Genomic DNA, 24,604 nt, shown 5'->3' with positions numbered 1-24,604 from the left:
TCTCACGGTTTGGGCGCTTAGTTGACATCGCGTACAGTTGCGCCGCATGATCTAGCGCATGTCCAGGTTCGCCTCTCTGGTGGTCCGCTTGCACGTGGATTTGCAGCACCAGTCCAGCGCCCTCTGTAGTAGTCGCTGATCGGCCGCCGCGCCCGCGCGAAGAAATCGCGAATGGCGTGTTCTGCGAACGTGCCGACCCAGCAGCAGGCCCGCTGAGCAGCGGTTCCAGTCGTCGCTGGTGGTTCGTGCCCGGCCGGGGCGATAGCCCTCGGGGTTGAAGAATTCCCCCGAAAACCATTCCTCCCCAACCGCGGGCGATGCCGCCTGCCTGACTCCGGTGAATTCCGGAGACCAGGTGTGCCCTGAATCGGTTTCGGTCCGAATTCGGCAAACCGATTTTGGGGACACGTGTGTCCGAATCCACAACCACCCGTCCGAGAAGAAACGGTTGCCGAGACCTTGGTGGAACCGAGATGGAGACCGGAGAGAAGATGAGAACCCCCTCGCGCGCATGGCGGAAAGGACTGACCGGAGCGGCCGCCGCGCTGCTCGCGGTCGGCGCCGTCACGCTGCCCGTCGGTGGCACCGACGCCTACGCCGACGTGCAGGTCACCACGCAGCAGGTGCCCGGAGCCGACGGCAAGAACTACACCGTCACCAACCACGTCGTCAGCAAGACCGCCACGAAGGCCGCCGACGGCAAGCGCAAGGAATGGCTGCTGGTGTGGGCCGGTGACGAGAACATCGCCGACACCGCGGTCAAGGACGTCAAGGGCCTGCCCGGGTCGCTCGGCGACGGCCTCGGCAAGGTGCGGGACGCCCTGCCCGGACCGGACTTCCTCGCCGTCATCGACGCCACCAAGGGCTCCGAGACCTACGGCGAAGTCGTCAACACCGCCACCGTCGGCCCGCTGGTGGAGAACGAGCCGCACCACATGCAGTACGTGTGGCACAAGGGCGACACCATCTTCGCCGGTGCGCTGTTCCTCGGCGCCACCTACGCGTTCGACGTCACGAAGCTGCCGAACCTGGAGCTCAAGGGCGTCAGCCTGCCGACCCAGACCCTCGGCGGATCCGTCCCCGACGCGTACTGGACGCTGTCCGACGGCACCTCCTACGGGACCTACATGGGTGGTCCCGTCGTCCCCGGCCCGTACCGGTACGACGACGGATCCGTGCACGTCGGCAACGGGTTCGCGGGCAGCCCCGGCGAGGTCGTCCGGTTCGACCCGAACGGCAAGGTGCTGTCCCAATCGCCCGCGGCGACCCCGCAGGGCGACAACCCGAAGCTGTGCGACAACCTGCCGCAGCTCGGCAAGCCCACCTGCGCCAACCCGCACGGCATCCAAGCCCGCGAGGACCTGAACACGCTGGTCACCAGTGACTACGCGGAACCGCGCAACATCATCCTCGACCCGGTCAAGCAGCCGTCGCCGTACCTGCGCCGGCCGACCGTGCGCACCTGGGACATCTCCGACCGCAACCACCCCAAGCTGCGGGCCGTGTCCTACCTGCCGGACGGGCCGCGCGCCGACCCGGCCGACCCGCTGCACTCCGAGAGCCGCGCCGTGATGGAGACGACCGTCACCAACCTGCCCGGCCACAAGGGGGCGTTCGCCGAGACCATGCAGGGCGGTGCGGTGTTCTACACGCCGGACATCACCGCACCCGCGCCGCGCTGGACGCAGGTCTTCGACGACGGACAGGCGCTCAAGGCCATCGACCCGGCCAACAACGACGCCCGCGGCGGCAGCTCCAACGGCGGCTGGATCCAGACCAGCCCCGACGACAGGTTCCTGTACCGCGCGGTGCAGGGGCGGCAGAAGGGCGCGCTCGGCCCTGACGACCCCGGCTCCACCGGCGGTGTCTACACCCTCGACATCTCCAAGATCGTCGCGGCCGGGAACGACTTCCAGTGCACCATCGACACCGTCGAGAAGGCCGAGAACGGCGGCGGGCAGGACTGCCCGACGCTGGCCGGCGCGACACCCATCAACCCCGGTCAGCCGGGCGCGGGACCGCACTGGGGCGCCTACGACAACTTCACCGAAGGTGCCGACGGGCGGTACGAGGAGACCAAGCAGCCCAGCAGGCTCGCGGTGTCCAACTACTTCGTCGCCCGCTCCGGGCTCGACGGCGACCACAAGGTCAACATGGTCGACCTCGCGCCCGACGGGAAGGTCAGCGTCGACGAGTCCTTCAAGGACGAGGTGACCGGGGAGACCGGGATCAACTTCAACCGGGAACGCTGGCCGCACGGGCCGTTCGGCAACGCGAAACCGCACTCCGAACTGTTCGTCGTCGCCGACGAAGACCTGAAGTGACCACCGCCGCCGGGCTCGGGCTGCTGCGCCCCGCCGTGCGCGGCACCGGCCGCGCCACCACCGGCGCCGCGTGGGCCGCCGCCGGGGTGGGCGCGGTCGCCGCGCTGCTGTCGATCCCGCTGCTCGACATCAACGTCCCCGTCGCCGTCGTGCACGCGGTGCTGCTGCTGGCGCTGCCGGTCGCGCTGCGCGCGCCCACGCCCGCCGCCTACCTCGGATTCGCGCTCACCGCGCTCGTCGTCGTGGAGAGCGCGCTCGGGCACTCGCCCGCGGAATTCCTCGTCACCACCCTCGTCACCGCCACCGCCGTCACCTGGCTCGGGCTCGCCGGGTTCGCGCTCACCCTGCCCGCCGAGCGGCGCCCCGAAGGCGGACTGCGGCTGCGGCCGCTGGCGATCGTGCTCGCCGTGGTGCTGCTCGCGGCCGCCGCGGCGCAACTCCTGCTCACCGGCATCGCCGACCGGCGGCTGCTCGGCGCGCTCGGCGCCGTGCTGCTGCTGATCACGGCGTCCGCGATCGCCGCCGGCGTCGTCGTGGTGCTGCTGCGCCGCGGCGACCCGTGGCGGACCTACCGGATCGGGGCGGTCGCCGTCGCCGCCGCCTTCGTCGCCTGGACCGTGCTGCCCGGCATCCCGGCGCCCGGGGAACTCCCGCTGCCGGGAGTGCCGCGACTCGCGCACGCCGCCGTCGGCGACCAGGACGTGCCGGTGCTCGTCACCCCGCACCGGCCCGGCAAGAACCTCGTGCACCTGCCGGAGAGCGCGGGCGACGAGTTCACCGTCGACGCGGGCGGCGGCCCGGTGCGCGCCGTCGCGCGCCCTGGCACCTCCGGCACCTGGGCCGAAGTGGACCTGCCCGCCGGGCGCGGCGAACTGGAGGTCCACGGCCCCGGTGCCACCACCGGTGACGTCGAAATCGACACCGGCAGCGGCCCCGGACTGCCTGCCGCCACCTCCGGCGACGGGCCGGAATGCGCCAGCACCGCGCTCGCCGCCCTCGTCGCCGGGCAGCGCGTCCCGCTCGACGGGTGCCCCGCCGACTCGCTGTCCGAGCAGGACGCCGCCGCGCTGCGCACCCTCGTCGGCTACGTCCAGCGCAACGGGGCGCCCGGCATCACCGTCCTCGGCGACGACTCGCCCCGATCTCGCGCCGCCGCCGACGTCGTCCGCGACGCCGCCCGGCAAGCCCGGATCCCCGTCGGCGACCGCCCGGCCCCCGACAACGCGCTCGTCCTCGTCGGCAGCTGGACCGACGCGGCCCGGCGCCTCGACACCGTCGCGGCGACCCAGCACACCGCGCCCACCTACGCCTACGGCGTGCACCTCGCGCCCTGGCTGCTGCACAGCCCCGTCACCACCGGCATCGCCAGCTCCGCGGTGCCGCTGCGCTTCGACCCCCGCGAATACCGCTCGCTGGAATACGGCATGGCGCTGTCCACGTCGTTCGGTGGCGAACCGCCGTCCGTCGCCGGATTCCACACCTGGCTCGCCGCCCGCGGGCAACGCGCGCACGACCCCGTCGTGATCTACGCCTCCGCCCAGGTCGACGCGATGCAGATGGACATGCCCGGCATGCGTGGCGGAATGCACGGTTCCGAACCCGCCGGTCAGTGGGTTCCGCATGGCACCGTGGTCGCGGTCTCCGGGCCGCTGGCCCCCTGATACCGCCACCGGCCCCCGAAACGAGGAGCAACGACATGTCCGCAGTGGACACCGCTGAAGCACCCAGAACACCGGCGCCACCCGCGCCGCAGGCACCACCCGCACGCCCCGGCGTCGTCACCATCGGCGTCCTGCTCGCCGCCGTCGTCGGCCTCGCCGTCGCCAGCGCGGCCGGCTGGAAGCTCGCCGTGCTCTACGTCGTCGGCCTCGCGCTCGGCGGCGTGCTGTTCCACTCCCGGTTCGGGTTCACCTCCGCCTGGCGGCAGCTCGTCGCCGTCGGGCAAGGGCGTGCACTGCGCGCGCACATGCTGATGCTGGCCGTCGCGTGCGTGCTGTTCGCCGTCATCCTCGGCACCGGCGCCGGGCTCTCCGGCACCCCGGAAGGGACCGTGGCGCCCGCCGGGCTGGGCGTGGTCCTCGGCTCGTTCCTGTTCGGCGTCGGCATGCAGGTCGGCGGCTCCTGCGCCTCCGGCACCCTGTTCGCCGTCGGCAGCGGGCAGACCGCGATCCTCTACACCCTCGGCGGGTTCATCGCCGGGTCCGTGCTCAGCGCCTTCCTCACCCCGTGGATCAGCGCGCTGCAGAAGACCGGGCCGACCGTGTCCTTCGCGGACACCCCGCTCGGCTACCCGGGGGCGTTGCTGATCTCGCTGCTCATCATCGGAGTGGTCGTCGGCGTCTCGCTGCTCGTCGAACGCCGCCGCACCCCGCCGCCGATCGAAGCGCCGCCCACCGCGCAGGGCCTGCTGCGCGTGCTGCGGGGCTCGTGGCCGCTGTGGGCCGGCGCGCTGCTGCTCGCCGGGCTGAACGCGCTGACCCTGTTCATCTCCGGCGGACCGTGGGGCATCACGTCCGCGTTCGGCCTGTGGGGCGCGAAGTTCCTCGGCTGGATCGGCGTCGACATCTCCGGTGCGCCGTTCTGGACGGTGCCGGAGAACGCCGCGAAGCTCGACGCGTCCGTGCTCGCCGACAAGATCTCGGTGATGGACTTCGGCATCATGATCGGCGCCCTGGTGGCCTCCGCCGCGGCCGGCGCGTTCGTGCTGCACCGCCGCATCCCGTGGCGGCTCGCCGTCGGCGCCGTGCTCGGCGGGATCCTGATGGGACTCGGCGCCCGGCTCGCCGGTGGCTGCAACATCGGCGCCTACTTCTCCGGCATCGCCTCGTTCAGCCTGCACGGCTGGCTGTGGGGCGTCGTCGCCATCATCGGGACCTACGCGGGACTGCTGCTGCGGCCGCTGTTCGGGCTGGGCAATCCGAAGCCCACCGACTCGGTCTGCTGAACCGCCCGCGCGGTGGCGAGCCGCCGTGGGGCGTCCGACTTCCCGCCGGTTCGGGCGGGATGGAGAGAAACGAGGAGAAGCACCATGTCGAAGAGCCTCGCCAGGCTGACGGCCGCGACCGTCACCAGCCTCGCCCTGCTCGGGCTCGGCGCCGGAGTCGCGCAGGCCGACCCGCCGTCGATCTGGGTGATCCCCGGCGTCGACGCGGGCGGGCTGCTGAGCCCCACCGTCGGCCTGCCCACCGCCGCGCTCAACCCCGTCGTCGGCCTGCTCGACGCCCTCAGCTGACCCACCGCCAGCTGCCCGATCGGAGAGGAACACCGCTGATGAACACCGCTGTGCGCCGCGGCCTGGCCGCCACCGCGCTCGCCGGGACCGCCCTGCTCGGTTCCGCCACCGCCGCCATCGCCGCACCGCAGGCCGCCCCCGACCCGGGCGGCGTCGTCATCGTCGACGAGCCCGACACCGGCGACCTGAACAACATCTGGACGTTCGCGCCGCTGGGCGTTCCGGTGCTGGGCCTGCTCGATTCGCTCGCCGACGTGCCCGGGAAGCTCCTGCCGCTGCCCTGATCGACATGAGCGCCGATCCGTGCTGTTCACGAGCAGCGGGCGCCGTCGCACCGGACGTGGACCGCGTGCGGCGGCGTCCGCACGCTCACAACCAGGCGATCATCGCTCCTGGTGCGACCGCCAGCGCCGCGAACCGGACGAAGCGCCCCACCAGGCCGGTCACCAGGAAGGTGCTCAGCGGCACCCGCGCCCAGCCGGCGGCCACGCAGGTCGCGAGGAACGGGGGCAGGCTCGCCACCGCGCTCAGCAGCAGCACCCCGCCCGTCCACATCGGACGGTGCTGGCAGCCGAGGCGGAACCGCTCCAGCCACGCCGCCCACCGGCCGCGGGGCTCGCCCGGCTCGCTCTTGCGCTGCAGGAACCGCGGCAGCCGGATCACGTCGCGCGCCGCGTAGAAGTACAGCAACTTGCCGCCGATCTGGCCGATCGTCACCACCAGCGCCAGCAGCCACCACGGGACTTCGGGGCTCTTCACGACCAGGCCGATCACGAAGATCTCCACGCTGATCACGGGGAGGAGTGCGGAGGCCACCGCCATGCCGAAAGCGGTCGCGATCAAGCAGATCGAGGTCAGCACAGGTCCACCCGGGCGTCGGAGTGCGGTCCGCCACAGGCTAGCAATGCGTGACGGGGTGCTGACGCCGAACTCGGCCCGCGCTGCGCGGCGGGTGGCGGCCCGCCGCATCCCGCACGGTCGGAGCAGGTGAACGGCCTACCGGCCCGGTCCGCTCGGGGATCTGCCTCGGCGGTCGAGCACGGCGGAGGGCCCGGTCTCGGCGGGCTGGCCGCTCGGTGGCGTCAGTGCAGGTCCAGGTCCAGCGGGCCGGTCAGGCGCAGCTCGCGCATCGGTCGGCCGCCCGCGTCCAAGGTGCGGACCGTGCCGTCCGGCAACCAGCCCGCGTGCTCGAAGAACGCCAGCGACACCGAATCGGCCTCCGGCACCCAGCTGATGCCGCGGGCCGCGCCACCGTCGGCGAGGCGTTGCGCCATCGTCGCCAGCAACCGGCCGCCGTGGCCGCGACGTCCCCACCGCGGCTCCACCAACAGCGTGCTCACCCACGCCACCTCGGCGAGGTCCGGCGGCACCGCGCCGTCCGCCGCCGCGGCCTCCTGCTCGGGAGCGGCGCCCGCCGCGCAGAAACCGACCAGGTGGTCGCCTTCGGTGGCGACCAGCACCGCCACCGGACCACCGGCGACCGCCTCGGTCCACTGCCGCGTCGTCTCCGCCTCGTCCAAGCCCGCCAGCACTTCCGCTGGCAGCAGGTCCGCGTAGGCGCTGCGCCAGGTCGAGAGCTGCACTCGGGCGATCTCGGGGGCATCGGCGGGCGTCGCAGCCCGCACCTCGGCATCGGCCATGCGCGCCAACCTAGCGCCCGAGGCGGGGCGGTCGGGTGGCCCGGGCCGGCGAAGCGGGCTGGGCGGGCGAAGCGGGTGGGGCCGGCGAAGCTGGCCGGCGAAGCGGGTGGGGCCGGTTGGAGGTTTCGGTTGGTCCGCCGGTGCAGCTGGCTCCGCCTATGCGAACCGGCGTGTCGGCGCGAGCGGGCGTGTCGGTGCGGGATGGCAGCATGCGGCGGATGCAGACCATGAGCACCGCGGCGGCCCGGCGCACCGCGTTGGCCGCGCAGGGGTTCGCCGACAGCCGCCCCACCGGACGACCCACCCGCCAGCACCTGAACCGGGCGCTGGGGCGCACCAAGCTGTTGCAGCTCGACTCGGTGAACGTCGCGGTGCGCGCGCACTACATGCCGCTGTTCAGCCGACTCGGCTCCTACCCGGCCCGGCTCGTGGACGACGCGGCCTGGGCGCCGACCGCCGCGAAACCCCGGTTGCTCGTCGAGTACTGGGCGCACGAAGCCTCGCTGATCCCGGTGCGGGACTGGCCGCTGCTGCGCTGGCGGATGCGGGAGCACGGCGGTGCCTGGCGCAGTCGTTCCCGGGAACTGCTGGAGACGGCGCCCGGGCTCGTCGACGACGTGCTCGCCGCGGTGAAGGACCTCGGCCCGGTGGGCGCGGGCACCTTGGAACGCGAGCTCGGCGGCGGAGTCCGGCAGGGTCGCGGGCCGTGGTGGAACCGCACCGACACCAAGCGGGTGTGCGAGCTGCTGTTCGCGATGGGCGAGCTCACCACCGGCACCCGCAAGGGCTTCGAACGGCTCTACGACCTGCCGGAGCGGGTGCTGCCGCCCGAGGTGCTGGCCCAGGACCCGGCGGTCGAGGACGCGGTCCGCGAACTGGTGCGCCGCTCCGCCGAAGCCCACGGGGTGGCCACCGAGACCGATCTGCGCGACTACTACCGGCTGAGTCCGCAGCAGTCCAGGCAGGCCGTCGCCGAGCTCGTCGAAAGCGGTGAGCTGGAGCCGGTCGCCGTCGAGGGCTGGACCAAGCAGGCGTACCTGCACCGCGACGCCCGCACCCCGCGCGCGGTCCGCGGCCGAGCCCTGCTGTGCCCGTTCGATCCGCTGGTCTGGGAGCGCTCCCGCGCGGAGCGGTTGTTCGGCTTCCGCTACCGCATCGAGATCTACGTGCCGGAACCGAAGCGGCAGTACGGCTACTACGTGTTCCCCTTCCTCCTCGACGGTGAGCTCGTCGGTCGCGTGGATCTGAAGGCCGACCGGGCGGCGAAGGTCCTCCGGGTTCCGGGGGCCTTCGCCGAGCCCGGTCACGACCTCGGTGCGGCTGTTCCGGAACTCGCGGATGCGCTCACCGAGATGGCCGACTGGCTGGGTCTGGACGGGGTGGAGGTCGGCTCGCGCGGTGACGCCCACCTCGTCGAGGCGTTGCGCGCGCTCACACCGCGGAGGTGAGCAGGGCGTCGCCGCTGCCGGTGCGCCCGAAGATCCGCAGCGCCGGTTCCTGCGCGGTCGGTTGCCCGGACACGTCGAGTTCGCTGTCCACGGTGCCGGTGCTGGAGGTCAGGTCGACCTCCGCATCGGTGCCCCGCGGGAGGGCGATCCGCAGCTCTCCGGAACCGGTGATCAGCTCGACCTGACCGGAGCGGGCCTCGGCGATGCCGACGTCCCCGCTGCCGGAGCGCACCAGCACGTCCGAGTCCACGGTGCCCAGCCACACCGCGCCGCTGCCGGTGACCACCGAGGATGCGGAGCGCACCGCGGCGATCTCCACGTCCCCGCTGCCGCTGCGCGCCTGCACCCCACCGGCCATCTCGCCGAGGTGCAGCGCACCGGAACCGGTGCGGGCGACGGTGCTGCCACCGGCCCGCTCGACCGACACCGCGCCACCGCCGGACTGCACGTGCACCCGGCCCGCCGGCCCGGTCACCCGCACTTCCCCGGCGCCCGCGCGGATCGCGAGCTGGGAATCCTCGGGCGCCCGGACCAGCACGGACAGCGGTACGGCGCGCAGCGGCACCGTGGTGGGGGTGCGCACCGCCAACCTGTTGCCGGTGAGGTCGATGCGGGTCTGCCGCACCGCCTCGGCCACCGGTTCGCGAGGCCCGGAGCGGCCAAAGGGCCGCTCGCCCGGGCCGCGCTCGCCGGGACCGCGGTCACCGGTGCCGCGGTCGCCGGTGCCGCCGCGCGTCGCCGCCTCCCCGAACTGCTCGCTGACCCAGCTGAGCAGCCCGGTGAGCCCGCTGCGCCAATCGCCACCACCCGGGGCCGAATCGTGGCGGACCTCGACGTGCGTGACCGCCGTGGTGCTCAGCTCGACCGTGATCGAGCCGAGGCTGTTGCCGATGTCCACCTCGATGGGTGCCGCCGTGTCGAAGTCCTGCGTGCGCACCAGGCCGGCCGATTCCTCGGCGTCCCGGGGGTCCTGCTCGTCCGCGCCGTTGCCGTTCATCACCACCACCGCCTTCCCGCGCTCAGCCGTGCACCCAGCCGTGCAGCCGCGACCCGGGACCGTCGTCGGGTCCGTCGGGGCGCCAGCGGCCCGCCCCGGGCGGTCCCCAGCCACCGGGTCCCCGACCCGGGCGGTGGTGGTCCCACGGTCCGCGCGGCCTGCCGCCGTGCAGCGCGCCCTGCACCGCCTGCGCGACCCACGTGTTCAGCGAGACGCCCTGGGTGGAGGCGGCCTGCTCGGCCTGCGACTTGATCTCGTCGAGCAGTCGCAGCGTGATGCGGCTGATGTCGCCGCCGTCGGCGCCGGGCGGCGGAGGTGGTGGTCGTTCCTCCTCGGCGGCCGCGGCGCGCGGGGCGCCGCCACCACCGCTGACGACGACGCGGACGTCCCGGCCGTCGAGCCGGAGGTCGACGACTTCCCCGTCGAGGTGCGTGGTCACCTCGGCGGCGAGGTCGGAGAGCGCGTTCATGATCGCCAGGCGGGCAGCGGGTTCGATCGCGGCGGAGAGCGCCGCGGCGGTCTGCCGGGTCTGCTCGTCGCCCGCCGAGGCGGCGGAACCGAGGTCTTCCCGGAGCTGTGCGATGTACGGGCTGAGATCCATGACACCACTATGGCGTCATGGATGGCGTCGCGCAACGACACGATGGTGTCAGCAGGTCCCGGGCGTGCCGCCATCGCCGGTCCCCGGCCGGATCCCGCCGCCCCGGCCGCCGGATACGCTCGGGAAACCGCCGCCGCCCGCCCGGGACGCGGCGGGACCATCCGGGTTCGTCCGCGAGGCAGAAGGGGATCCGCGCACCGTGACCGACATCGTGCCGCCGAAGGTCCAGCTCATCGGCAAGACCGAGTTCTTCCCGCCCGCCGACGTGGACTGGTCCACCGACGCGGACGGCGGCCAGGCGCTCGCGGAGTTCGCCGGCCGGGCCTGCTACCAGTCGTGGCACAAGCCGAACCCGGCCACGGCCACCAACGAGGGCTACCTGCGGCACATCATGGAGGTCGGCCACCTCTCGGTGCTGGAGCACGGGTCGGTCACCTTCTACCTGACCGGGATGTCCCGGTCGCTGACCCACGAGCTGATCCGCCACCGGCACTTCTCCTACTCGCAGCTCTCGCAGCGCTACGTGCCCGAGCGGGACGCGGCGGTGGTCGAGCCCGACGTCATCGCCGAGGACCCGGAGCTGCACGCGAGGTTCGTCCGCGCGACGGAGGCGAGCGTCGCCGCCTACACCGAACTCCTGGACGCCCTGCAGGAGAAGTTCGCCGACGAGCCGCAGGCCACGTTGCGCCGCAAGCAGGCCAGGCAGGCCGCGCGCTCGGTGCTGCCCAACGCGACCGAGACCCGGATCGTGGTCACCGGCAACTACCGCGCCTGGCGGCACTTCGTGGCGATGCGCGCCAGCGAGCACGCCGACGTGGAGATCCGGGCGCTGGCCGTCGAATGCCTGCGGCAGCTGCAGCGGGCCGCCCCGAACGTGTTCGGCGATTTCGAGATCACCGCGCTCCGGGACGGCTCCGAGGTCGCTTCCAGCCCGTTCGTTGCCGAGGGCTGAACGCGGAACCGCGCGAGCCCCTCCCGCGTCCGATGAGATGATCTCGACCAGGACTGACGTGGGGGAGGGTCCGTGGTGGAGCGGACGGACGCGCTGGCGCGCACCATCGGCGACCGCTACCGGGTGACCGGTGAGCTGGGGCGCGGCGGCATGGGCATCGTCTGGCGGGCCTGGGACCAGGTGATCGGTCGCGAGGTCGCGATCAAGCAGCTGCACGTGCCGGACGGGGTGCCGCCCGCCGAACGCGCCGTGTTCGAGGAGCGGGTGCTGCGGGAGGCCCGCACCGCCGGGCGGCTCAGCGACCCCGGCGTGGTCACCGTGCACGACGTGCTCAGCGAAGGCGGCGGCACGTTCATCGTCATGGAGCTGGTGCAGGCCGGGACGCTCAGCGAGCTCGTCGCCCGGTGCGGGCCGATGCCGCCGGAGCGGGTCGCCGACCTCGCGCGGCGGTTGCTGTCCGCGCTGGAGGCGGCGCACGCGGCCGGGATCGTGCACCGCGACGTGAAGCCCAGCAACATCATGATCGCCGACGGGGTCGTGAAGCTCGCCGACTTCGGCATCGCGCAGACCGTGGACGACCCGCGGCTGACCAGCAGCGGCAGCATCGTCGGCTCGCCGTCGTTCATGGCTCCGGAGCGCATCCAGGGAGCCGATGCCACCCCGGCGGGTGATCTGTGGTCGCTGGGCGCGACGTTGTTCTTCGCCGCGGAGGGCTGGTTGCCGTTCGAGCGGCGGACCACGGCGGCGACGCTGCACGCGGTGCTCAACGAGACGCCCGCGCTGACCCGCACCCAGGGCCCGCTCGGTTCGTTGATCACGGGTCTGCTCATCGCGGACCCGCGCGCCCGGTTCACCCCGGCGCAGGCCCGCGCGCTGCTGGCGGGCGATCAGGTGGGCACCCGGGTGCAGGCCGCGCCGACCGCGCCGCTGCCCGCCGGCCGCCGGACCCCGTGGCGCGCCGCGGCGGTGGCGGCGGTGGTGCTGCTGGTGGCGGGCCTGCTGATCGGGCGGTTCGCGCTGGTGCCGGGGCCGCCGGAGGCGGAGCTGCCGACGCTGACCTACGGGCCGGACGGCGACCTGACCACCTTCGAAGCCAGCAAGATCGAATCCTGCGGCACGGGCGTCCCCGCCGCGGGCGCGAGCGTGCCCGAGGAGCAGGTCGGGTCCTGCTCGGAACCGCACGACTTCGAGGTCTACACCGACGGTTCCCCGTTCGGCAGCAGCGCGAGCAGCGACACCGCCTACCCCGGCGCGGAGCAGCTGGCGCGGTTCGGCGAAGCGCTGTGCGGCGCCTACTTCGCCTCCGCCGAGGTCGAGCTGCCGGGCAAGGACGCGGCGCTGCGCTACGGGGCGCTGGTGCCGACCGAGCAGGCGTGGGAGCTGAAGCGGCGGACCGCCGCGGACGACGACTCCGACACCGACGGCGGCGCGCAGACCGTGCTCTGCTACCTGCGCAGCACCGACGGCACGAAGCTCACCCGATCGCTCGCGAACTGACCCGGATTCGGCCGGAAGGGGTGGAATCCGGCACGCGCGGTGCGGTGATCCTCGCGCTGGAGTGAGCAGCGGGGGCGCCGCCGGGTCGCCGCTGGCCTCGGACGAGCGGGCCGGGACGAGCGGGCCGGGGACGAACGAGCCGGTCGCCCGGGCGGCGCACGCTTCGCCACCGGCGCGATCGAGCTCCCGGCCGCGCTGCGCTGTGGCGCGGTGGTCCCCACCCGCGAGGCGTGGGAGGACGAGCGGGCCACCTCGGCGGACGGCGACCCGTCGAACGACCGGGGCGCTACGCGCCCAGCGCCGACGGCAGTCCGCCGATGACCTCCGTCACGGGGAGCTGAACCCCGGTAAGGTGGCCGCATGGGTGTGGCCAACGACGAACGCCGGGAACTGTGCGACCTGTTCGACCAGGTCGGGCCGGACGCGCCGACGCTGTGCGGCGAGTGGAAGACCAAGGACCTCGCGGTGCACCTGGTGCTGCGGGAACGCCGCCCGGACGCGCTGGCGGGCAAGTTCGTCAAGGCGCTCGCCGAGCGCGGCGACAAGATCGAGCAGGAGCTGCGGGACAAGCCGTGGCCGGAGCTGATCGGCACCGTCCGCGAAGGCGCCCCCAAGTGGAACCCGCTGGCGATCGGCGCCGTGGACGAGGCCGTCAACACCGCCGAGTTCTTCGTGCACCACGAGGACGTCCGCCGCGCCCAGCCCGGCTGGCAGTCGCGCCCCACCGACCCGGAGCGGGAGGAGGCGCTGTGGAAGTCGCTGAGCAGGGTCGCGAAGGTCTTCTACGGCCGCAGTCCGGTGGGCGTGGTGCTGCGCCGCCCCGACGGCACCGAGATCGCCGCGAAGCGCGGGCCGCGCACGGTGCGCTTCAGCGGTGAGCCCAGCGAGCTGCTGCTGCACGCGTTCGGCCGCAAGCAGGCGCGGGTGGACATCGACGGCAACGACGCGGACGTCCTCGCGGTCGAGGACCTGCGCCGCTCGTTCTGACGGCGGTCGCCGAACCCGTTCGGCGGCCCGGCGGCGCGCGTTCGGCCTGGTGCGGGACCTGCGCCAGCGCTGCCGCACCGGCCGATTTCGCGCGCTGGCACCGGAAATCCGCCCGTCGTGGCGCTGATCAGCGGGAACACGGCCGGTTCCGGACGGGCTCGGCCGTCGAGTTTCCGCGATCTTCGAGCCGGGCCGGGTGCGGCGCCGGTGGTGGCCGATGCGGCGCGCTGATCAGTGGGCTCACCAGGTAGCGTCAGGGCCATGACCGTCTGTCCCACCGCCACTGAAGGACGGCCGTTCGGCCGGGTCCTGACCGCCATGGTGACGCCGTTCGACGCGGACGGGAAGCTCGACCTGGCGCTGGCTCAGGAGCTCGCGACCTACCTCGTCGATCACGTCGGCAACGACGGCCTGGTCGTCAACGGCACCACGGGCGAGAGCCCCACGACCAGTGATGACGAGAAGGAGCAGCTGCTGCGCGCCGTCGTCGAAGCGGTGGGGGACCGCGCGACGGTGGTAGCGGGAGCGGGCACGAACGACACCGCCCATTCGGTGGAGCTGGCCCGCACCGCGGAGAAGGCCGGTGCGCACGGGCTGCTCGTGGTGACCCCGTACTACTCCCGCCCGCCGCAGGAGGGCCTGCTGTCGCACTTCACGACGGTGGCCGATGCGACGGAGCTGCCGGTGATGCTCTACGACATCCCGCCGCGCTCCGTGGTGCCCATCCACACGGACACGTTGAAGCGGCTGGCGGAGCACCCGCAGATCAAGGCCGTCAAGGACTCCAAGCACGACCTGTGGGCGGGCAGCGAGGTGCTGTCGAACAGCGACCTGGCCTACTACTCGGGCGAGGATCCGCTGAACCTGCCGTGGTTGTCCGTGGGCGCCGTCGGTTTCGTCAGCGTCATCGGGCACGTGGTCGGCGACCGGCTGCGCAAGATGCTCGACGCGTTCGAGGCGGGCGACATCGCCACCGCGCGCGAGGTGCACGTCGGGCTGATGCCGGTGTACCGGTCGATGAACTTCGTCGGCGGCGTGGTGTTCTCGAAGACGGCGATGCGGCTGTGCGGCTACGAGACGGGGCATCCCCGACTGCCGCTGCCGCAGGCCACCGACGAGCAGGTGCGGGTGATCACGAGTGATCTGTGGGACGCCGGTCTGGTCCTGGTCAATCCCGACGCCGCAGCAGAGGTGACGCGTTGAGCGCTCGCGCAACAGCTTCCGAACACCAGCCCGTGACCCCGACGGCCTCGGCGCCACCACCGGCGCTGCCCGAGGGCGGCCTGCGGGTGACCGCCTTGGGCGGCATCGGCGAGGTCGGCCGGAACATGACCGTGTTCGAGCACGAGGGCAAGCTGCTCATCGTCGACTGCGGTGTGCTGTTCCCGGAGGACGACTCGCCCGGCGTGGACCTGATCCTGCCCGACTTCGGGGCGATCGAGAACCGGCTGGACGACGTCGAGGCCCTGGTGCTCACGCACGGCCACGAGGACCACATCGGTGCGGTGCCGTTCCTGCTGCGGTTGCGCCCGGACCTGCCGGTGGTGGGGTCGAAGTTCACGCTGGCGCTGCTGGCCGCCAAGTGCAAGGAGCACCGGCAGGACCCGGTGCTGGTCGAGGTCACCGAGGGACAGCACAGCAAGCACGGCGTGTTCGACCTGGAGTTCTTCGCGGTCAATCACTCGATCCCGGACGCGTTGGCGGTGGCGATCCGCACGCCGGCCGGGGTGGTGCTGCACACCGGGGACATCAAGCTGGACCAGCTGCCGCTGGACGGCAGGCTCACCGACCTGGCCGGGTTCTCGCGGCTGGGCGACGAGGGCGTGGACCTGTTCCTGGTGGACTCGACGAACGCCGAGGTCCCCGGGTTCGTGACGCCGGAGCGCGAGATCGGCCCGGTGCTGGACCGGGTGATCGGGAAGGCGACGCAGCGGCTGATCGTGGCGTGCTTCGCCAGCCACGTGCACCGCGTGCAGCAGGTGCTGGACGTCGCCGAGCAGCACGGCCGCAAGGTGTGCTTCGTGGGCCGGTCGATGGTGCGCAACATGGGCATCGCGAACGACCTGGGCATCCTGCGGGTGCCGCCGGGCCTGCTGGTGGAGCTGGACGAGGCGCTGGCGATGCCGGAGCACCTGGTGCTGTTCGTCTCGACCGGTTCGCAGGGCGAGCCGCTGTCGGCGCTGTCCCGGATGGCGCGCGGCGAGCACAAGCAGATCCGGATCCGCGCCGGGGACACCGTGGTGCTGGCGTCCTCGCTGATCCCGGGCAACGAGACCGCGGTGTTCGGCGTGGTCAACGGCTTGGTGCGGCTGGGTGCGGACGTGGTGCACCAGGGCGGGGCGAAGGTCCACGTCTCGGGTCACGCCTCCGCCGGTGAGCTGCTGTACCTGTACAACGCGGTGCGCCCGAGCAACGTGATGCCGGTGCACGGCGAGTGGCGGCACCTGCGCGCGAACGCGGAGCTGGCCCGGTTGACGGGGGTTCCGGCGGAGCGCGTGGTGATCGCCGAGGACGGCGTGGTGGTCGACATGGTCGACGGCATCGCGCGGGTCTCGGGCCGCGTCGAGGTGGGCCACGTCTACGTGGACGGCCTGTCCGTCGGCGACGTGGGTGAGTCGACGCTGTCGGACCGGCTGGTGCTGGGCGAGGGCGGGTTCATCTCGATCACCGTGGCGGTCGAGGCGGCGACGGGCCGCGCGGTGTCCCGCCCGACGTTGTCCGGGCGCGGTTTCTCCGACGACCCGAAGGCGCTGGACGACGTGGTGCCGCTGGTGGAGATGGAGCTGGCCCGCACCGAGTCGGAGGGGATCACCGACACGCACCGCATCGCGCAGGCCGTGCGCCGCGTGGTCGGCAAGTGGGTGGCGGACAAGTACCGCCGCCGCCCGATGATCGTGCCGAACGTGCTGCCGGTCGATTCCTGATCGCTCGCTCCGAAGAGCTGTGCACGGCCCGTCCGACCAGGCGCACTGGTCGGGCGGGCCGTGCGGCCGTCAGCTCCCGGCGCCGTCGAGCAGCCAGTGGTGGCGCATCCGGAGGGCGCGTTCGGTGCTGGCCAGCGCCGCGCCGATGGTGAGGGTGGTGTTGAGCCACAGCGGCAGGTGCAGCGGCGAGGTGAAGATCCCGATGTTCTCGGCGATGGGCGGGATCCGGGAGATCGGTTCGGCGACTTGCAGCACGAGCAGGGCGACGCCGATGACCAGCAGCGCCACCGAGAGGTGGCCGAGCGCGCGGCTCGCGGCGGGGTGGTCGCGGTCGAGCCGGGCCCGGCGCCCTTCGGCGGACCTCGGGTCGGGGACGAGCTGCTGCTCGCCCGCGGCGGTGACGTGGTGGCAGCGCTTGAGACCGGCACGGCTGACCGCGACTTCGATGGTGCCGCCGTCGACGGGGAAGACCGCGGGGAGCTTGGCGACGGCGTGGTGCCTGCCGTCGCGGTACAGGTCCGCCTTGACCTCGCCGGTGGTCTTGTCGCCCCAGAGCCGGACGTCGACGGCGTAGTCCGTGCCCTCGCCGGTGCGCAGGTGGAACAGGGAGCGGCTGAACTGCTGCCACCAGCGGAAGGGATTCAGGGGGCGTCCGTCCCCGCTCTTGACCCGCGCTGCGGCGCGCCGGTGCCGCCATTCCTCGAACATGCCCCGCCCCTTTTCCGTGCAACACGCTGTACTAGAATCTGGAACAGGACGCTAGCACAGCGTGTTGGAAAAGCACCAGCACGGTGTACCAGTACAGTGCGGGTGGAGGTGGACATGGACGACGGGGACGACCCGGTGCTGAGCACCCGGCACCGGATCCTGGTGGCAGCGGCGACGATGCTCGGCGAGGACGCCGCCGCCCGGTTGAGCGTGCGCGCGGTCGCGGCGCGGGCCGGGGTGAGCACGGGTTCGCTGCGGTACCACTTCCCGACCCAGCAGGAACTGCGGGAAGCGGTGCTCGCCGGGATCTACGGCCTGGTGGCCTCCGACGACCCGATCCACGACCGGTCGAGGTCGCCGCGGGACCGGCTGGTCGCCTGCCTGCGGCAGGTGCTCGCGCCCGCCGGGGCGGGGCAGCAGGCGCGGGCGGCCTTCGGGAAGGTCTACGAGGCGTTCATCGCCCCCGAGCCGACCGAGGAGATCAGGCAGGCGCACCTCGGCATGGAACGTGAGGGGCGGCGCCGCACCGAGTACTGGCTGTCGGTCCTGGTGGACGAGGGCGTGCTCCCGGCGGGAGACAACGCGCGGCGCGCGAAGTTCCTGCTGACGGTCCTCAACGGGCTGGCGCTGGAGCGCGCGCTGCCCGCCGGCGACTCGCTGCTCGCCGACGAGACGAACACCCTCCACTTGGCCGTGGACAGCGTGCTGGACCCGCGGAACGCGTGAGCGGCGAACGGGCGGGTAGAACATTCCGGGAGTGAACTGCTCCCGGGATATTCCGAGCAGGAGCCCATTTCGGCGAATATTCCGAATAGGTCAGCCCGATCCTCCGGTCGTGGCCGCTCTCGTTTTCGTTCGCCCGGATCGATGGATTGACGGTCGCGGTGGATCGACCGCGCGTATCGCCGTGTGCTGATCAATTGCTCGATGGAGTCAACGGTATCGGCTGATCGTGTGGTGAGTAGATATCCGCTATTGCTGGATCCGCCGCTTCGCTACCTTCGATCTCGAAGGCTCTCCGGCTGGTTGAGGAGCGCGCGACATGGGATTTCGAGTCGACCCGGACGTGATCGGCCGATTGGCGTTCGGCCTGCACGGCTCCACCGCGGGAATGGCGATATCGAGTCCGCCGCCGGAGGTGGACGCGGGTCCGTCCTCCGCGGCGGTGACCGCGCTGATCGCAGAGCTCGTCCGTGCCGCGGCCGGAGCGCTGGAGATCACGGAGCGCGCCTCGGCGGAGCTGCACGCGAACGGTTCCACCTACGCCGCCGTCGATGCGGACAACGAGCGGTTCTTCCACCGCTGAGTATTCGAGCGATCGTTCGGGGGAACGATGAGCCTCACCATCTTCACCGCAGGTGACCCGGAATCACTTCGTCGGCTGGCGGAATCGATGGGGCGGTACGCGGCCGGTGTCGACGATGTCGCCGCCGGGTGGTTCCGGACCCGTTCGGAATCCGAATCGGAATGGGAGGGGACCGCATCGGAGGCTTTTCGCTCCGCCGCGACCCGCAACGGGCGGGACATCGTCGAACTGGCCGAGATCTGCGCGAACCTGTCGCGCGTGTTGCACGTCTTCGCCGATGATCTCGACACGGTCAGAGCGCGGATGCGGCAGGCGGAGGGGATCGCGCACGAGGCCGGGCTGCTCGTGCTGAACGCGACGATCCACCCGCCGCACTCGTCGGCCGGGCTTCCGGAGCCGAGCCTGCCGGGCACCTCGCCGCCCGCGGACCCGCGCAAGCAGGCGGCCTACGCGGAAGCCGGCCAGACCGTCGCCGACGCGCGCGGCCTGGAAGCCACCGCCCACGAGAGGCTGCTGGCGGGCCTCCGTGCGAACAGCGCAGGGCTGGAAGCCATCGGCTTGCACGCGGAGTGGGGCCGAGCGGCGGCGACGGCGACCAGCCCGGCGGCGATCGGCCTCGCGGGGATGGCGATGGCACTGGACGAGTGGGCGGCGGGAGCCACCCGCGCGCTGTTCGAGAAGGCGGTGCTCGGTGGTCCGCACGCGGTGCACGGGATGTGGTCGGCGCTGACCTCCGCCCAGCGCGCCGATCTGCTCGACCGCTTCCCGCAGCTGGTCGGACGCACCGACGGAGTTCCGGTGGCGGTGCGGGATTCGGCGAACCGGGCGTTGCTCGCCGGGCAACGAGCTGATCTGCTCGGCAAGATGGGCGAGTTGCGGGCGCTGGTCGAGACGACGCGGTCCGCGCCCGGCGGCAGGCCCGCCGCGCAACTCGCGCGAATCCGGGAACTGCGGGAGACAGTGCACTTCCTCGACATGATCGACGACCGGTTGACGGGACCACCGGAGAAGTACCTGCTGGGCGTCGACACCACCGCGCACGGCCGAGGAACGTTGATCATCGCCGGCGGGAACCCGGACACCGCCCGGCACGTCGTCACGAGCGTTCCCGGGACCTACTCGGATCTCGATGGGGCGAAGGACGTCCTGGAACGTGATGAACGCCTGCGCCTGCTGGCCGAACGGCACGCGGGCGGTGAACCGGTGGCCGCGGTGACCTGGGTGGGATACGAATCGCCGGACGACTTTCCCTCCGCCGCGCAGGACGGGTTCGCGGTCGAGGCGAAGGGTGAGCTGGCCCGGTTCCAGGAGGGCCTGCGCGCCACGCACGGGGGGGAACCCAGCCACAACACCGTGCTCGGGCATTCCTACGGCTCGACGGTGGTCGGTTACGCGGCGCGGGACCACGGGATGGCGACCGACGAGATCGTGTTCCTCGGTTCGCCGGGCGTCGGCGTGGAACACGCGCGGGAACTCGGCGTGCCGCCCGAGCACGTCTGGTCCGGGACATCGGGCGATGACGTGATCGATCACGCGACGCCGTCGTTGGATCCGCGGGACTTCTTCGACGGCGAGGACGACCACTGGTTCGGGATGAACCGGTCGGATCCGCACTTCGGCGCGCGGTCGCTGGAGACCGATCCGGACGGAGGGCACACGGACTACTGGGACAGGCGGACGTCGCTCGAATCAATGGCTCGCGTCGTCGCGGGTGTGGAGAAGGGACATCCGTGAGGACCACGAGAGCGCAGCGGTTGCGGATCCTCGGCGTGGTGTTCGGGCACGTGGCCGGCTGGGCGCTGTTCGCGCTGGGCGTCGCGGCGTGGTGCGTGGTCTTCCCGGCCACCGTGCGCGGATTCGGCGACAGCGAGGTCGAGCGGAACCTGTTGACCTTCTGGGTGTTGATCTACGCGGTGTTGGCGGGAGCGGGCGCGGCGGTGCTGATCGGGGTCCTCACGTGGCGGCGGGTGCTCGCGCGGATCGTGCTCGGTGTCTGGGCCGTGCTCTTGTGCGCCGCCGTGCTCGGAGTGGTGTTCGGCGGCCGGTGATCACCCCGCCCCCGGGGGAAGCAGGGCGAGGTGATCGGTGGTCCGGCTCAGAACTCGCCGTGGAAGTAGGCGGTGTCCGCGGCGAAGTGGCTGGGCGCGACGGAGATCCGCAGGTCGCCCTGCTCCGGCGCGACGTCGAAGATCCGGGTGATGGTGAGGGTCCCGCCGGGCGGGATCTCGGCGTTGACGAACGGCCGGTCTTCCAGCGAGTACTGGGCGGGCCGCCCGGCGTGGGTGGCGGTGATGTCCCAGGACAGCGGGTTGATCTCGCCGCTCGTGCCGTTGGTGATGGTCAGGTCGACCGCGACGGCGCGGGTGCCGGAGTCGTGCAGGTACGGGTTGCCCTGGTGTTCCTCCGGTTCGGCGACCTGCACCGATTCGCCGCCGCGCCAGGTGTGGGTCTGGCCGAAGCCGAGCTCGATGACCTCCGCCCCGGAGTCGTCGGCGGCCGGAACGGCGTCCTGCTGCGCCGAGACGCCCGCGGATTCGGACTGCCGCGCGACCTCGTTCGCGGCGGAGCCGAACAGGCCGACCCAGGCGAAGCACACCAGCAGCCCGATCGCGGCGAGCACGGTGCCGGTGATCGCCATGCCCTGGTTGTTCGCCAGGCCGTTGCGCGCCCGGATGATGCCGATGACGCCGAACACCAGCCCGAGGATGCTCAGCGGCCAGGCGACCAGGCCGATGATCGGGATGAACGAGAACAGCAGGGCGAGCAGGCCGAGCACGAATCCGGCGGTGCCGAGACCGTTCTTCGGGGTCGTCGGCGGCGGGACCACTGCGGACATGGGTTTCCTCCGGGGAGAGCTGGAACGAGATGGCGTCGGCGCACAAGCCGGAACGTCGAGTCCGCAAGATCGTTCCAACGGGAGCGCGCGGTGTCCGCGCTTTCGCCCCGGTCCACTCTTAGGTGTGATCTCCCTGGAGGTGCCGCCCGATTCCTGCTAGAGGCGGGAGTTCAGCGCAGTTCCAGCAGGTCCAGGGCGCGGCCGGTGGCGGTGGCGGGGCCCCGGTGCACGGAGTGCGCGATCCCGTTGTAGACGAGGTCCCACAGCGCGCGTTTGCGCTGGATCCGGTGCAGCGGAGCGCGGGCGGAGCCGCCGTACCCGTCGGTGAGCACGAGCCACGGCTCGGCGGCGTCCCCCGGTCGCTCGATGGCGATCGTTTTCAGCTTGTACAGCTTGACGTAGCTCCTGGTGCTGCTCGCGAACCAGTCGGCTCCGGCCGAATACCCCTCGCTGCGGCCGCGGAGGTAGAACGGGACGGCCGCGGCGGCGGCTATCGCCCACAACCACCAGGTCCGCGCCCACTCGAATCCCCAGTCGAGCCAGCAGTAGCGGAGCACGCCGAGCCCGCTCACGAACAGGCCGGCTTTGAGCAGGCCGGTGTCCAGTCCGTGGCACCACTCCAAGATCGGCCCTTCGCCCGGCGGTGCGGGTGGGAAGCGCGCGAAGGCCCGTCGAGTGCGTCCCTCGCTCCGCCAGGTGACGAGCACCGGCGCCCGTGGTGGGCGCGGCAGTCCGGTGATCGGGTCGGGTTTCCGGGCGGGCGAGTGCGGCCGGGCGTGTTCGGTCAACGGAGCTGGAGCTTGTCGAGGGCTAGCTCGTTCGCAGTGGCGGTGCCGCTGTTCACCGAGTGCACGATGCCGTTGTACACGAGGTCCCAGAAAGCGCGGTTGCGCTGCACCTCACGCAGCTTGGCTCCGGTGAAGCCGCCGTTTCGGTCGGTGAGTTCGAGGACCCATGCGTCCACGCCAGCGGGGTTCGTGACGGTGACCTTCGTCAGCTCGTAGAGCTGCACATGACGTTTGCGGCTCGTCGCGAACCAGTCGGCTCCGGCTGAAAAGCCTCCGTTCCGACTGTAGAGGTAGAAGATCGGGACAGGCGCGAGGACGAATGCCCACAGGCCCCAGGTGGTGATCCAGTCGAATCCCCAGTCCTTCAACGACAAGAATGCCGCGATCAGGAAGGCGACGAAAATCCCGGACTTGATGCCGTTCGAGTTCGACTCCTGGAACCATTCGAGAACCGGGCCCGAACCGGGTGGGGCGGACGGGAAGCGCGCCCGTGCCGAGTCTCGTTCTCCCGGCTGTTGCGGGCTGATCACCACGGGTGCGCGAGGTGGCCGAGGGTTCCCGGTCGTCGCGTCCGGTCGTGGTGCTGCTTGTCGCACTGCTGGTTTCCTTCCTGGGACGGGAGAAGGGAGGGCGTCCGCGACGAGGATGCTCTTGCCGAGCTTGGTCGATCGTTCGCGTGGCTGGTGTTCCAGCCGGCCTGGTTCTGCTGCGTACTACGTGGTTAGCCGATCGCGTAGGTCATCAGCGAGACGGCGAGCATGATTCCGGTCAGCCTGAGCAGGATCCAGAGCGTCCGGCGGAGCCAGCTGGCGATGGCGATCGAGACCAGGAGCAAGCCCGCCAGCCACGGCACGATCCACAGTGCGAAGAAGATACCGATGATCTGTTGGTTCGTCGCGCCGGGGCCGGACGCGTCGGCGCTGAACCCGGTAAGCGACGCGCCCGAGTAGGGAAACCAGCCGACAAGGCTGAAAGTCATAAAAACCACCGACGACGATGCCCGTGCTTCGCAGTGGTGTGACGGTGACGTGGTCACCGGCTTGATGGGCGGGCGAGTGCGGCCGGGCGTGTTCGGTCAACGGAGCTGGAGCTTGTCGAGGGCTAGCTCGTTCGCGGTGGCGGTGCCGCTGTTCACCGAGTGGACGATGCCGTTGTACACGAGGTCCCAGAAAGCGCGGTTGCGCTGGAGCTGGCGTAGGGGCGCGCCGACACATCTGTCGTCGGCGTCGGTCAGCTCGATGCCGATGGATTGGCCACCGGCTTGGTATTCAACAGTGATTTTCTTGAGCTCGTACAGCTTGACGTAGTGCTTCTGGTCCGTGGCAAGCCAGTCAGCACCCGCGGAGTACCCACTGCGGCGGCCGAGGAAGTGGAACACTATCGGCGGCCAGATCACGAACAGCCACAGCCACCACGTGCTCATCCAGGAGAATCCCGAATCGAGCAAGCACAGGAAGATCGCGATGAACATGCCTAGAACGACCCCGCCGACGAGGTGATCGGCGTCTTCGGCTTGGTACCACTCCAACAGCGGCCCTTCGCCCTCCGGCGCGGGTGGGAACTCGGCCTTGTCCTCATGGGTTTTTCCCACCGTCTTCCACGTTGTGATCACAGGGGCGCGCGGCGGCCGTGGCTCACCTGACATCGTGTCGGGCCTCGGGGCCGCCTTCGGCACGTCGCGTCCGCCTTCGTGGTGGTGTGTTCGGCAGGCAGGAACCCCGGTGCCTGCTGTTGATCCTCATCGTCGGGCGGCCCCGCTCTCGGGACTGCCGGAGCTTGGTAGAGCGGGAAACCGCTCAACGCTTGAACGGAGCAGTCGTGGGGTGGGGAAGCGGGCCGTCCCGCCGTGTGGGTGGTGGGACGGCCCGCGGGTCTTCCGGGGTGGTCAGGCCTTGAGGGTGCGGAGGAAGGCCGACCAGGTGGTGCTGGTGAAGATCAGGGTTCCGCCGTCGCGGTCCTTGGTGTCGCGGACGCCGGTGCTGCCGGAAGTCAGGGCTACTTCAACACATTCGTTCTGCGAATTGCTATAGCTGCTCTTGAACCAGGTGGCACCGATGAGGTTTCGCTCGGGCATGCCTGCCTCTCGTTCAACGGGAGTTCGACGTGTCGGGCTTGCGGGCCGTCCGTCCTTCCGGGGGGCGAGCGGCCCGCGTCGCCCGGAGGTCAGTCCTTCAGCGTGCTGAGGAAGGTCGACCAGGTGGTGCTGGTGAAGGTGAGGGTTCCGCCGTCGCGGTCCTTGGTGTCGCGGACCCCGGCACCGCCCGGGACTAAGGCGACCTCGACGCATTCGTTCTGCGTCTTGCTGTAGCTGCTCTTGAACCAGGCGGCACCGGACAGGTCGTGAGCGATCATGGTGGGGCCTCT

27 protein-coding genes are annotated in these 24,604 nt (G+C 71.6%); 15 read left to right on the top strand and 12 right to left on the bottom strand.

The annotated features are described in order from the left end of the window. The first annotated feature begins 491 nt into the window (after positions 1-491). The 5 genes from LCD35_RS14490 (at position 492) to LCD35_RS14470 (ending at position 5,840) form a co-directional block, all read left to right on the top strand. Entirely contained in the window at positions 492-2,324 is a 1,833-nt protein-coding gene (locus tag LCD35_RS14490) for a hypothetical protein (RefSeq protein WP_224960161.1), read from the top strand. After that, positions 2,321-3,985: a DUF6239 family natural product biosynthesis protein gene (locus LCD35_RS14485; protein WP_225044332.1), complete on the top strand. Its 1,665-nt coding sequence runs from the start codon at positions 2,321-2,323 to the stop codon at positions 3,983-3,985. Before LCD35_RS14490 ends, LCD35_RS14485 begins: the two co-directional genes overlap by 4 nt. Positions 3,986-4,020: 35 nt before the next feature. Then, entirely contained in the window at positions 4,021-5,268 is a 1,248-nt protein-coding gene (locus LCD35_RS14480) for a YeeE/YedE family protein (RefSeq protein ID WP_225044331.1), read from the top strand. 84 nt (positions 5,269-5,352) lie between these two features. Then, positions 5,353-5,556, top strand: coding sequence for a hypothetical protein (locus tag LCD35_RS14475; protein WP_224959819.1), 204 nt, complete (start codon positions 5,353-5,355; stop codon positions 5,554-5,556). Positions 5,557-5,594: 38 nt separating this feature from the next. Then, on the top strand, positions 5,595-5,840 hold the full coding sequence (locus LCD35_RS14470) for a hypothetical protein (RefSeq protein WP_224959818.1): 246 nt from the start codon (positions 5,595-5,597) through the stop codon (positions 5,838-5,840). Between the two features lie 85 nt (positions 5,841-5,925). Here the strand turns inward: LCD35_RS14470 and LCD35_RS14465 are convergent, their stop codons facing one another. Next, positions 5,926-6,417, bottom strand: a complete 492-nt coding sequence (locus LCD35_RS14465) for a hypothetical protein (RefSeq protein WP_225044330.1) — start codon at positions 6,415-6,417, stop codon at positions 5,926-5,928. 221 nt (positions 6,418-6,638) lie between these two features. Beyond that, a complete protein-coding gene (locus tag LCD35_RS14460) occupies positions 6,639-7,196 on the bottom strand; it encodes a GNAT family N-acetyltransferase (protein WP_224959816.1) in 558 nt (185 codons plus the stop codon). A 218-nt stretch (positions 7,197-7,414) separates the two neighbouring features. On the opposite strand from LCD35_RS14460, the gene LCD35_RS14455 reads away from it, so the two are divergent. Further along, positions 7,415-8,644, top strand: coding sequence for a winged helix-turn-helix domain-containing protein (locus LCD35_RS14455; RefSeq protein ID WP_224959815.1), 1,230 nt, complete (start codon positions 7,415-7,417; stop codon positions 8,642-8,644). Here the strand turns inward: LCD35_RS14455 and LCD35_RS14450 are convergent. Then, positions 8,628-9,641, bottom strand: a complete 1,014-nt coding sequence (locus LCD35_RS14450; protein WP_225044329.1) for a DUF4097 family beta strand repeat-containing protein — start codon at positions 9,639-9,641, stop codon at positions 8,628-8,630. The two genes, LCD35_RS14455 and LCD35_RS14450, sit on opposite strands and share 17 nt — an antisense overlap. A gap of 22 nt (positions 9,642-9,663) precedes the next feature. After that, the gene (locus tag LCD35_RS14445; protein WP_225044328.1) at positions 9,664-10,242 is read right to left on the bottom strand and encodes a toxin-antitoxin system HicB family antitoxin; all 579 of its coding nucleotides are present in this window, start codon (positions 10,240-10,242) and stop codon (positions 9,664-9,666) included. A gap of 199 nt (positions 10,243-10,441) precedes the next feature. Between LCD35_RS14445 and thyX the strand changes: the two genes are divergently transcribed. The 5 genes from thyX to LCD35_RS14420 all read left to right on the top strand — a co-directional run bounded on the left by thyX (position 10,442) and on the right by LCD35_RS14420 (position 16,602). Then, positions 10,442-11,194: an FAD-dependent thymidylate synthase gene (thyX, locus tag LCD35_RS14440; protein WP_224959811.1), complete on the top strand. Its 753-nt coding sequence runs from the start codon at positions 10,442-10,444 to the stop codon at positions 11,192-11,194. 72 nt (positions 11,195-11,266) lie between these two features. Then, positions 11,267-12,691, top strand: coding sequence for a serine/threonine-protein kinase (locus tag LCD35_RS14435; RefSeq protein WP_224959809.1), 1,425 nt, complete (start codon positions 11,267-11,269; stop codon positions 12,689-12,691). Between the two features lie 360 nt (positions 12,692-13,051). Then, positions 13,052-13,678: a TIGR03085 family metal-binding protein gene (locus LCD35_RS14430; protein ID WP_224959808.1), complete on the top strand. Its 627-nt coding sequence runs from the start codon at positions 13,052-13,054 to the stop codon at positions 13,676-13,678. Positions 13,679-13,939: 261 nt separating this feature from the next. Further along, on the top strand, positions 13,940-14,881 hold the full coding sequence (gene dapA, locus LCD35_RS14425; protein WP_224959806.1) for a 4-hydroxy-tetrahydrodipicolinate synthase: 942 nt from the start codon (positions 13,940-13,942) through the stop codon (positions 14,879-14,881). Next, on the top strand, positions 14,878-16,602 hold the full coding sequence (locus LCD35_RS14420) for a ribonuclease J (protein WP_304612900.1): 1,725 nt from the start codon (positions 14,878-14,880) through the stop codon (positions 16,600-16,602). Before dapA ends, LCD35_RS14420 begins: the two co-directional genes overlap by 4 nt. Before the next feature lie 69 nt (positions 16,603-16,671). Here LCD35_RS14420 and LCD35_RS14415 read toward each other — a convergent pair whose 3' ends face one another. Beyond that, the gene (locus LCD35_RS14415; RefSeq protein ID WP_224959804.1) at positions 16,672-17,310 is read right to left on the bottom strand and encodes a hypothetical protein; all 639 of its coding nucleotides are present in this window, start codon (positions 17,308-17,310) and stop codon (positions 16,672-16,674) included. A gap of 114 nt (positions 17,311-17,424) precedes the next feature. Here LCD35_RS14415 and LCD35_RS14410 point away from each other — a divergent pair, with 114 nt between their 5' ends. From LCD35_RS14410 to LCD35_RS14395, 4 genes are all read left to right on the top strand, one after another. Next, on the top strand, positions 17,425-18,036 hold the full coding sequence (locus tag LCD35_RS14410; protein WP_224959803.1) for a TetR/AcrR family transcriptional regulator: 612 nt from the start codon (positions 17,425-17,427) through the stop codon (positions 18,034-18,036). A 316-nt stretch (positions 18,037-18,352) separates the two neighbouring features. Then, positions 18,353-18,616, top strand: a complete 264-nt coding sequence (locus LCD35_RS14405) for a hypothetical protein (RefSeq protein WP_224959802.1) — start codon at positions 18,353-18,355, stop codon at positions 18,614-18,616. Between the two features lie 27 nt (positions 18,617-18,643). After that, on the top strand, positions 18,644-20,350 hold the full coding sequence (locus LCD35_RS14400; protein ID WP_225044327.1) for an alpha/beta hydrolase: 1,707 nt from the start codon (positions 18,644-18,646) through the stop codon (positions 20,348-20,350). Next, positions 20,347-20,664 (top strand): hypothetical protein, encoded by a 318-nt coding sequence (locus LCD35_RS14395; RefSeq protein ID WP_224959800.1) that lies wholly within the window; start codon positions 20,347-20,349, stop codon positions 20,662-20,664. Before LCD35_RS14400 ends, LCD35_RS14395 begins: the two co-directional genes overlap by 4 nt. Positions 20,665-20,711: 47 nt before the next feature. On the opposite strand, the gene LCD35_RS14390 is transcribed toward LCD35_RS14395, so the two are convergent. The 7 genes from LCD35_RS14390 to LCD35_RS14360 all read right to left on the bottom strand — a co-directional run bounded on the left by LCD35_RS14390 (position 20,712) and on the right by LCD35_RS14360 (position 24,592). Beyond that, a complete protein-coding gene (locus LCD35_RS14390; protein WP_224966773.1) occupies positions 20,712-21,452 on the bottom strand; it encodes a DUF4190 domain-containing protein in 741 nt (246 codons plus the stop codon). Positions 21,453-21,622: 170 nt separating this feature from the next. Continuing rightward, positions 21,623-22,240: a hypothetical protein gene (locus LCD35_RS14385; RefSeq protein ID WP_224959798.1), complete on the bottom strand. Its 618-nt coding sequence runs from the start codon at positions 22,238-22,240 to the stop codon at positions 21,623-21,625. Next, positions 22,237-22,773: a hypothetical protein gene (locus LCD35_RS14380; protein ID WP_225044326.1), complete on the bottom strand. Its 537-nt coding sequence runs from the start codon at positions 22,771-22,773 to the stop codon at positions 22,237-22,239. The genes LCD35_RS14385 and LCD35_RS14380 overlap by 4 nt, the downstream gene beginning before the upstream one ends. Positions 22,774-22,961: 188 nt before the next feature. Next, positions 22,962-23,276, bottom strand: coding sequence for a hypothetical protein (locus tag LCD35_RS14375; protein WP_224959795.1), 315 nt, complete (start codon positions 23,274-23,276; stop codon positions 22,962-22,964). Between the two features lie 39 nt (positions 23,277-23,315). Next, positions 23,316-23,831, bottom strand: a complete 516-nt coding sequence (locus LCD35_RS14370; RefSeq protein WP_224959793.1) for a hypothetical protein — start codon at positions 23,829-23,831, stop codon at positions 23,316-23,318. Between the two features lie 294 nt (positions 23,832-24,125). Continuing rightward, on the bottom strand, positions 24,126-24,314 hold the full coding sequence (locus LCD35_RS14365) for a DUF397 domain-containing protein (RefSeq protein WP_224959791.1): 189 nt from the start codon (positions 24,312-24,314) through the stop codon (positions 24,126-24,128). An 89-nt stretch (positions 24,315-24,403) separates the two neighbouring features. Continuing rightward, a complete protein-coding gene (locus tag LCD35_RS14360) occupies positions 24,404-24,592 on the bottom strand; it encodes a DUF397 domain-containing protein (RefSeq protein WP_255614930.1) in 189 nt (62 codons plus the stop codon). Between the last annotated feature and the right edge of the window lie 12 nt (positions 24,593-24,604).

The sequence above is a fragment of the Saccharopolyspora sp. 6V genome (assembly GCF_020176785.1).
GTDB lineage: Bacteria > Actinomycetota > Actinomycetes > Mycobacteriales > Pseudonocardiaceae > Saccharopolyspora_C > Saccharopolyspora_C gregorii.
This window is presented reverse-complemented; position numbering and strand designations above follow the sequence as displayed.

Bases quoted from the DNA above. Each gene is read 5' to 3' on its own strand.
- LCD35_RS14390 (WP_224966773.1), bottom strand. From the start codon at position 21,452: ATGTCCGCAGTGGTCCCGCCGCCGACGACCCCGAAGAACGGTCTCGGC.
- LCD35_RS14480 (WP_225044331.1), top strand. From the start codon at position 4,021: ATGTCCGCAGTGGACACCGCTGAAGCACCCAGAACACCGGCGCCACCC.
- LCD35_RS14365 (WP_224959791.1), bottom strand. From the start codon at position 24,314: ATGCCCGAGCGAAACCTCATCGGTGCCACCTGGTTCAAGAGCAGCTAT.
- LCD35_RS14410 (WP_224959803.1), top strand. From the start codon at position 17,425: ATGGACGACGGGGACGACCCGGTGCTGAGCACCCGGCACCGGATCCTG.
- LCD35_RS14360 (WP_255614930.1), bottom strand. From the start codon at position 24,592: ATGATCGCTCACGACCTGTCCGGTGCCGCCTGGTTCAAGAGCAGCTAC.
- LCD35_RS14455 (WP_224959815.1), top strand. From the start codon at position 7,415: ATGCAGACCATGAGCACCGCGGCGGCCCGGCGCACCGCGTTGGCCGCG.
- dapA (WP_224959806.1), top strand. From the start codon at position 13,940: ATGACCGTCTGTCCCACCGCCACTGAAGGACGGCCGTTCGGCCGGGTC.
- LCD35_RS14475 (WP_224959819.1), top strand. From the start codon at position 5,353: ATGTCGAAGAGCCTCGCCAGGCTGACGGCCGCGACCGTCACCAGCCTC.
- LCD35_RS14460 (WP_224959816.1), bottom strand. From the start codon at position 7,196: ATGGCCGATGCCGAGGTGCGGGCTGCGACGCCCGCCGATGCCCCCGAG.
- LCD35_RS14470 (WP_224959818.1), top strand. From the start codon at position 5,595: ATGAACACCGCTGTGCGCCGCGGCCTGGCCGCCACCGCGCTCGCCGGG.
- LCD35_RS14450 (WP_225044329.1), bottom strand. From the start codon at position 9,641: ATGAACGGCAACGGCGCGGACGAGCAGGACCCCCGGGACGCCGAGGAA.
- LCD35_RS14405 (WP_224959802.1), top strand. From the start codon at position 18,353: ATGGGATTTCGAGTCGACCCGGACGTGATCGGCCGATTGGCGTTCGGC.
- LCD35_RS14400 (WP_225044327.1), top strand. From the start codon at position 18,644: ATGAGCCTCACCATCTTCACCGCAGGTGACCCGGAATCACTTCGTCGG.
- LCD35_RS14415 (WP_224959804.1), bottom strand. From the start codon at position 17,310: ATGTTCGAGGAATGGCGGCACCGGCGCGCCGCAGCGCGGGTCAAGAGC.
- LCD35_RS14430 (WP_224959808.1), top strand. From the start codon at position 13,052: ATGGGTGTGGCCAACGACGAACGCCGGGAACTGTGCGACCTGTTCGAC.
- LCD35_RS14445 (WP_225044328.1), bottom strand. From the start codon at position 10,242: ATGGATCTCAGCCCGTACATCGCACAGCTCCGGGAAGACCTCGGTTCC.
- LCD35_RS14490 (WP_224960161.1), top strand. From the start codon at position 492: ATGAGAACCCCCTCGCGCGCATGGCGGAAAGGACTGACCGGAGCGGCC.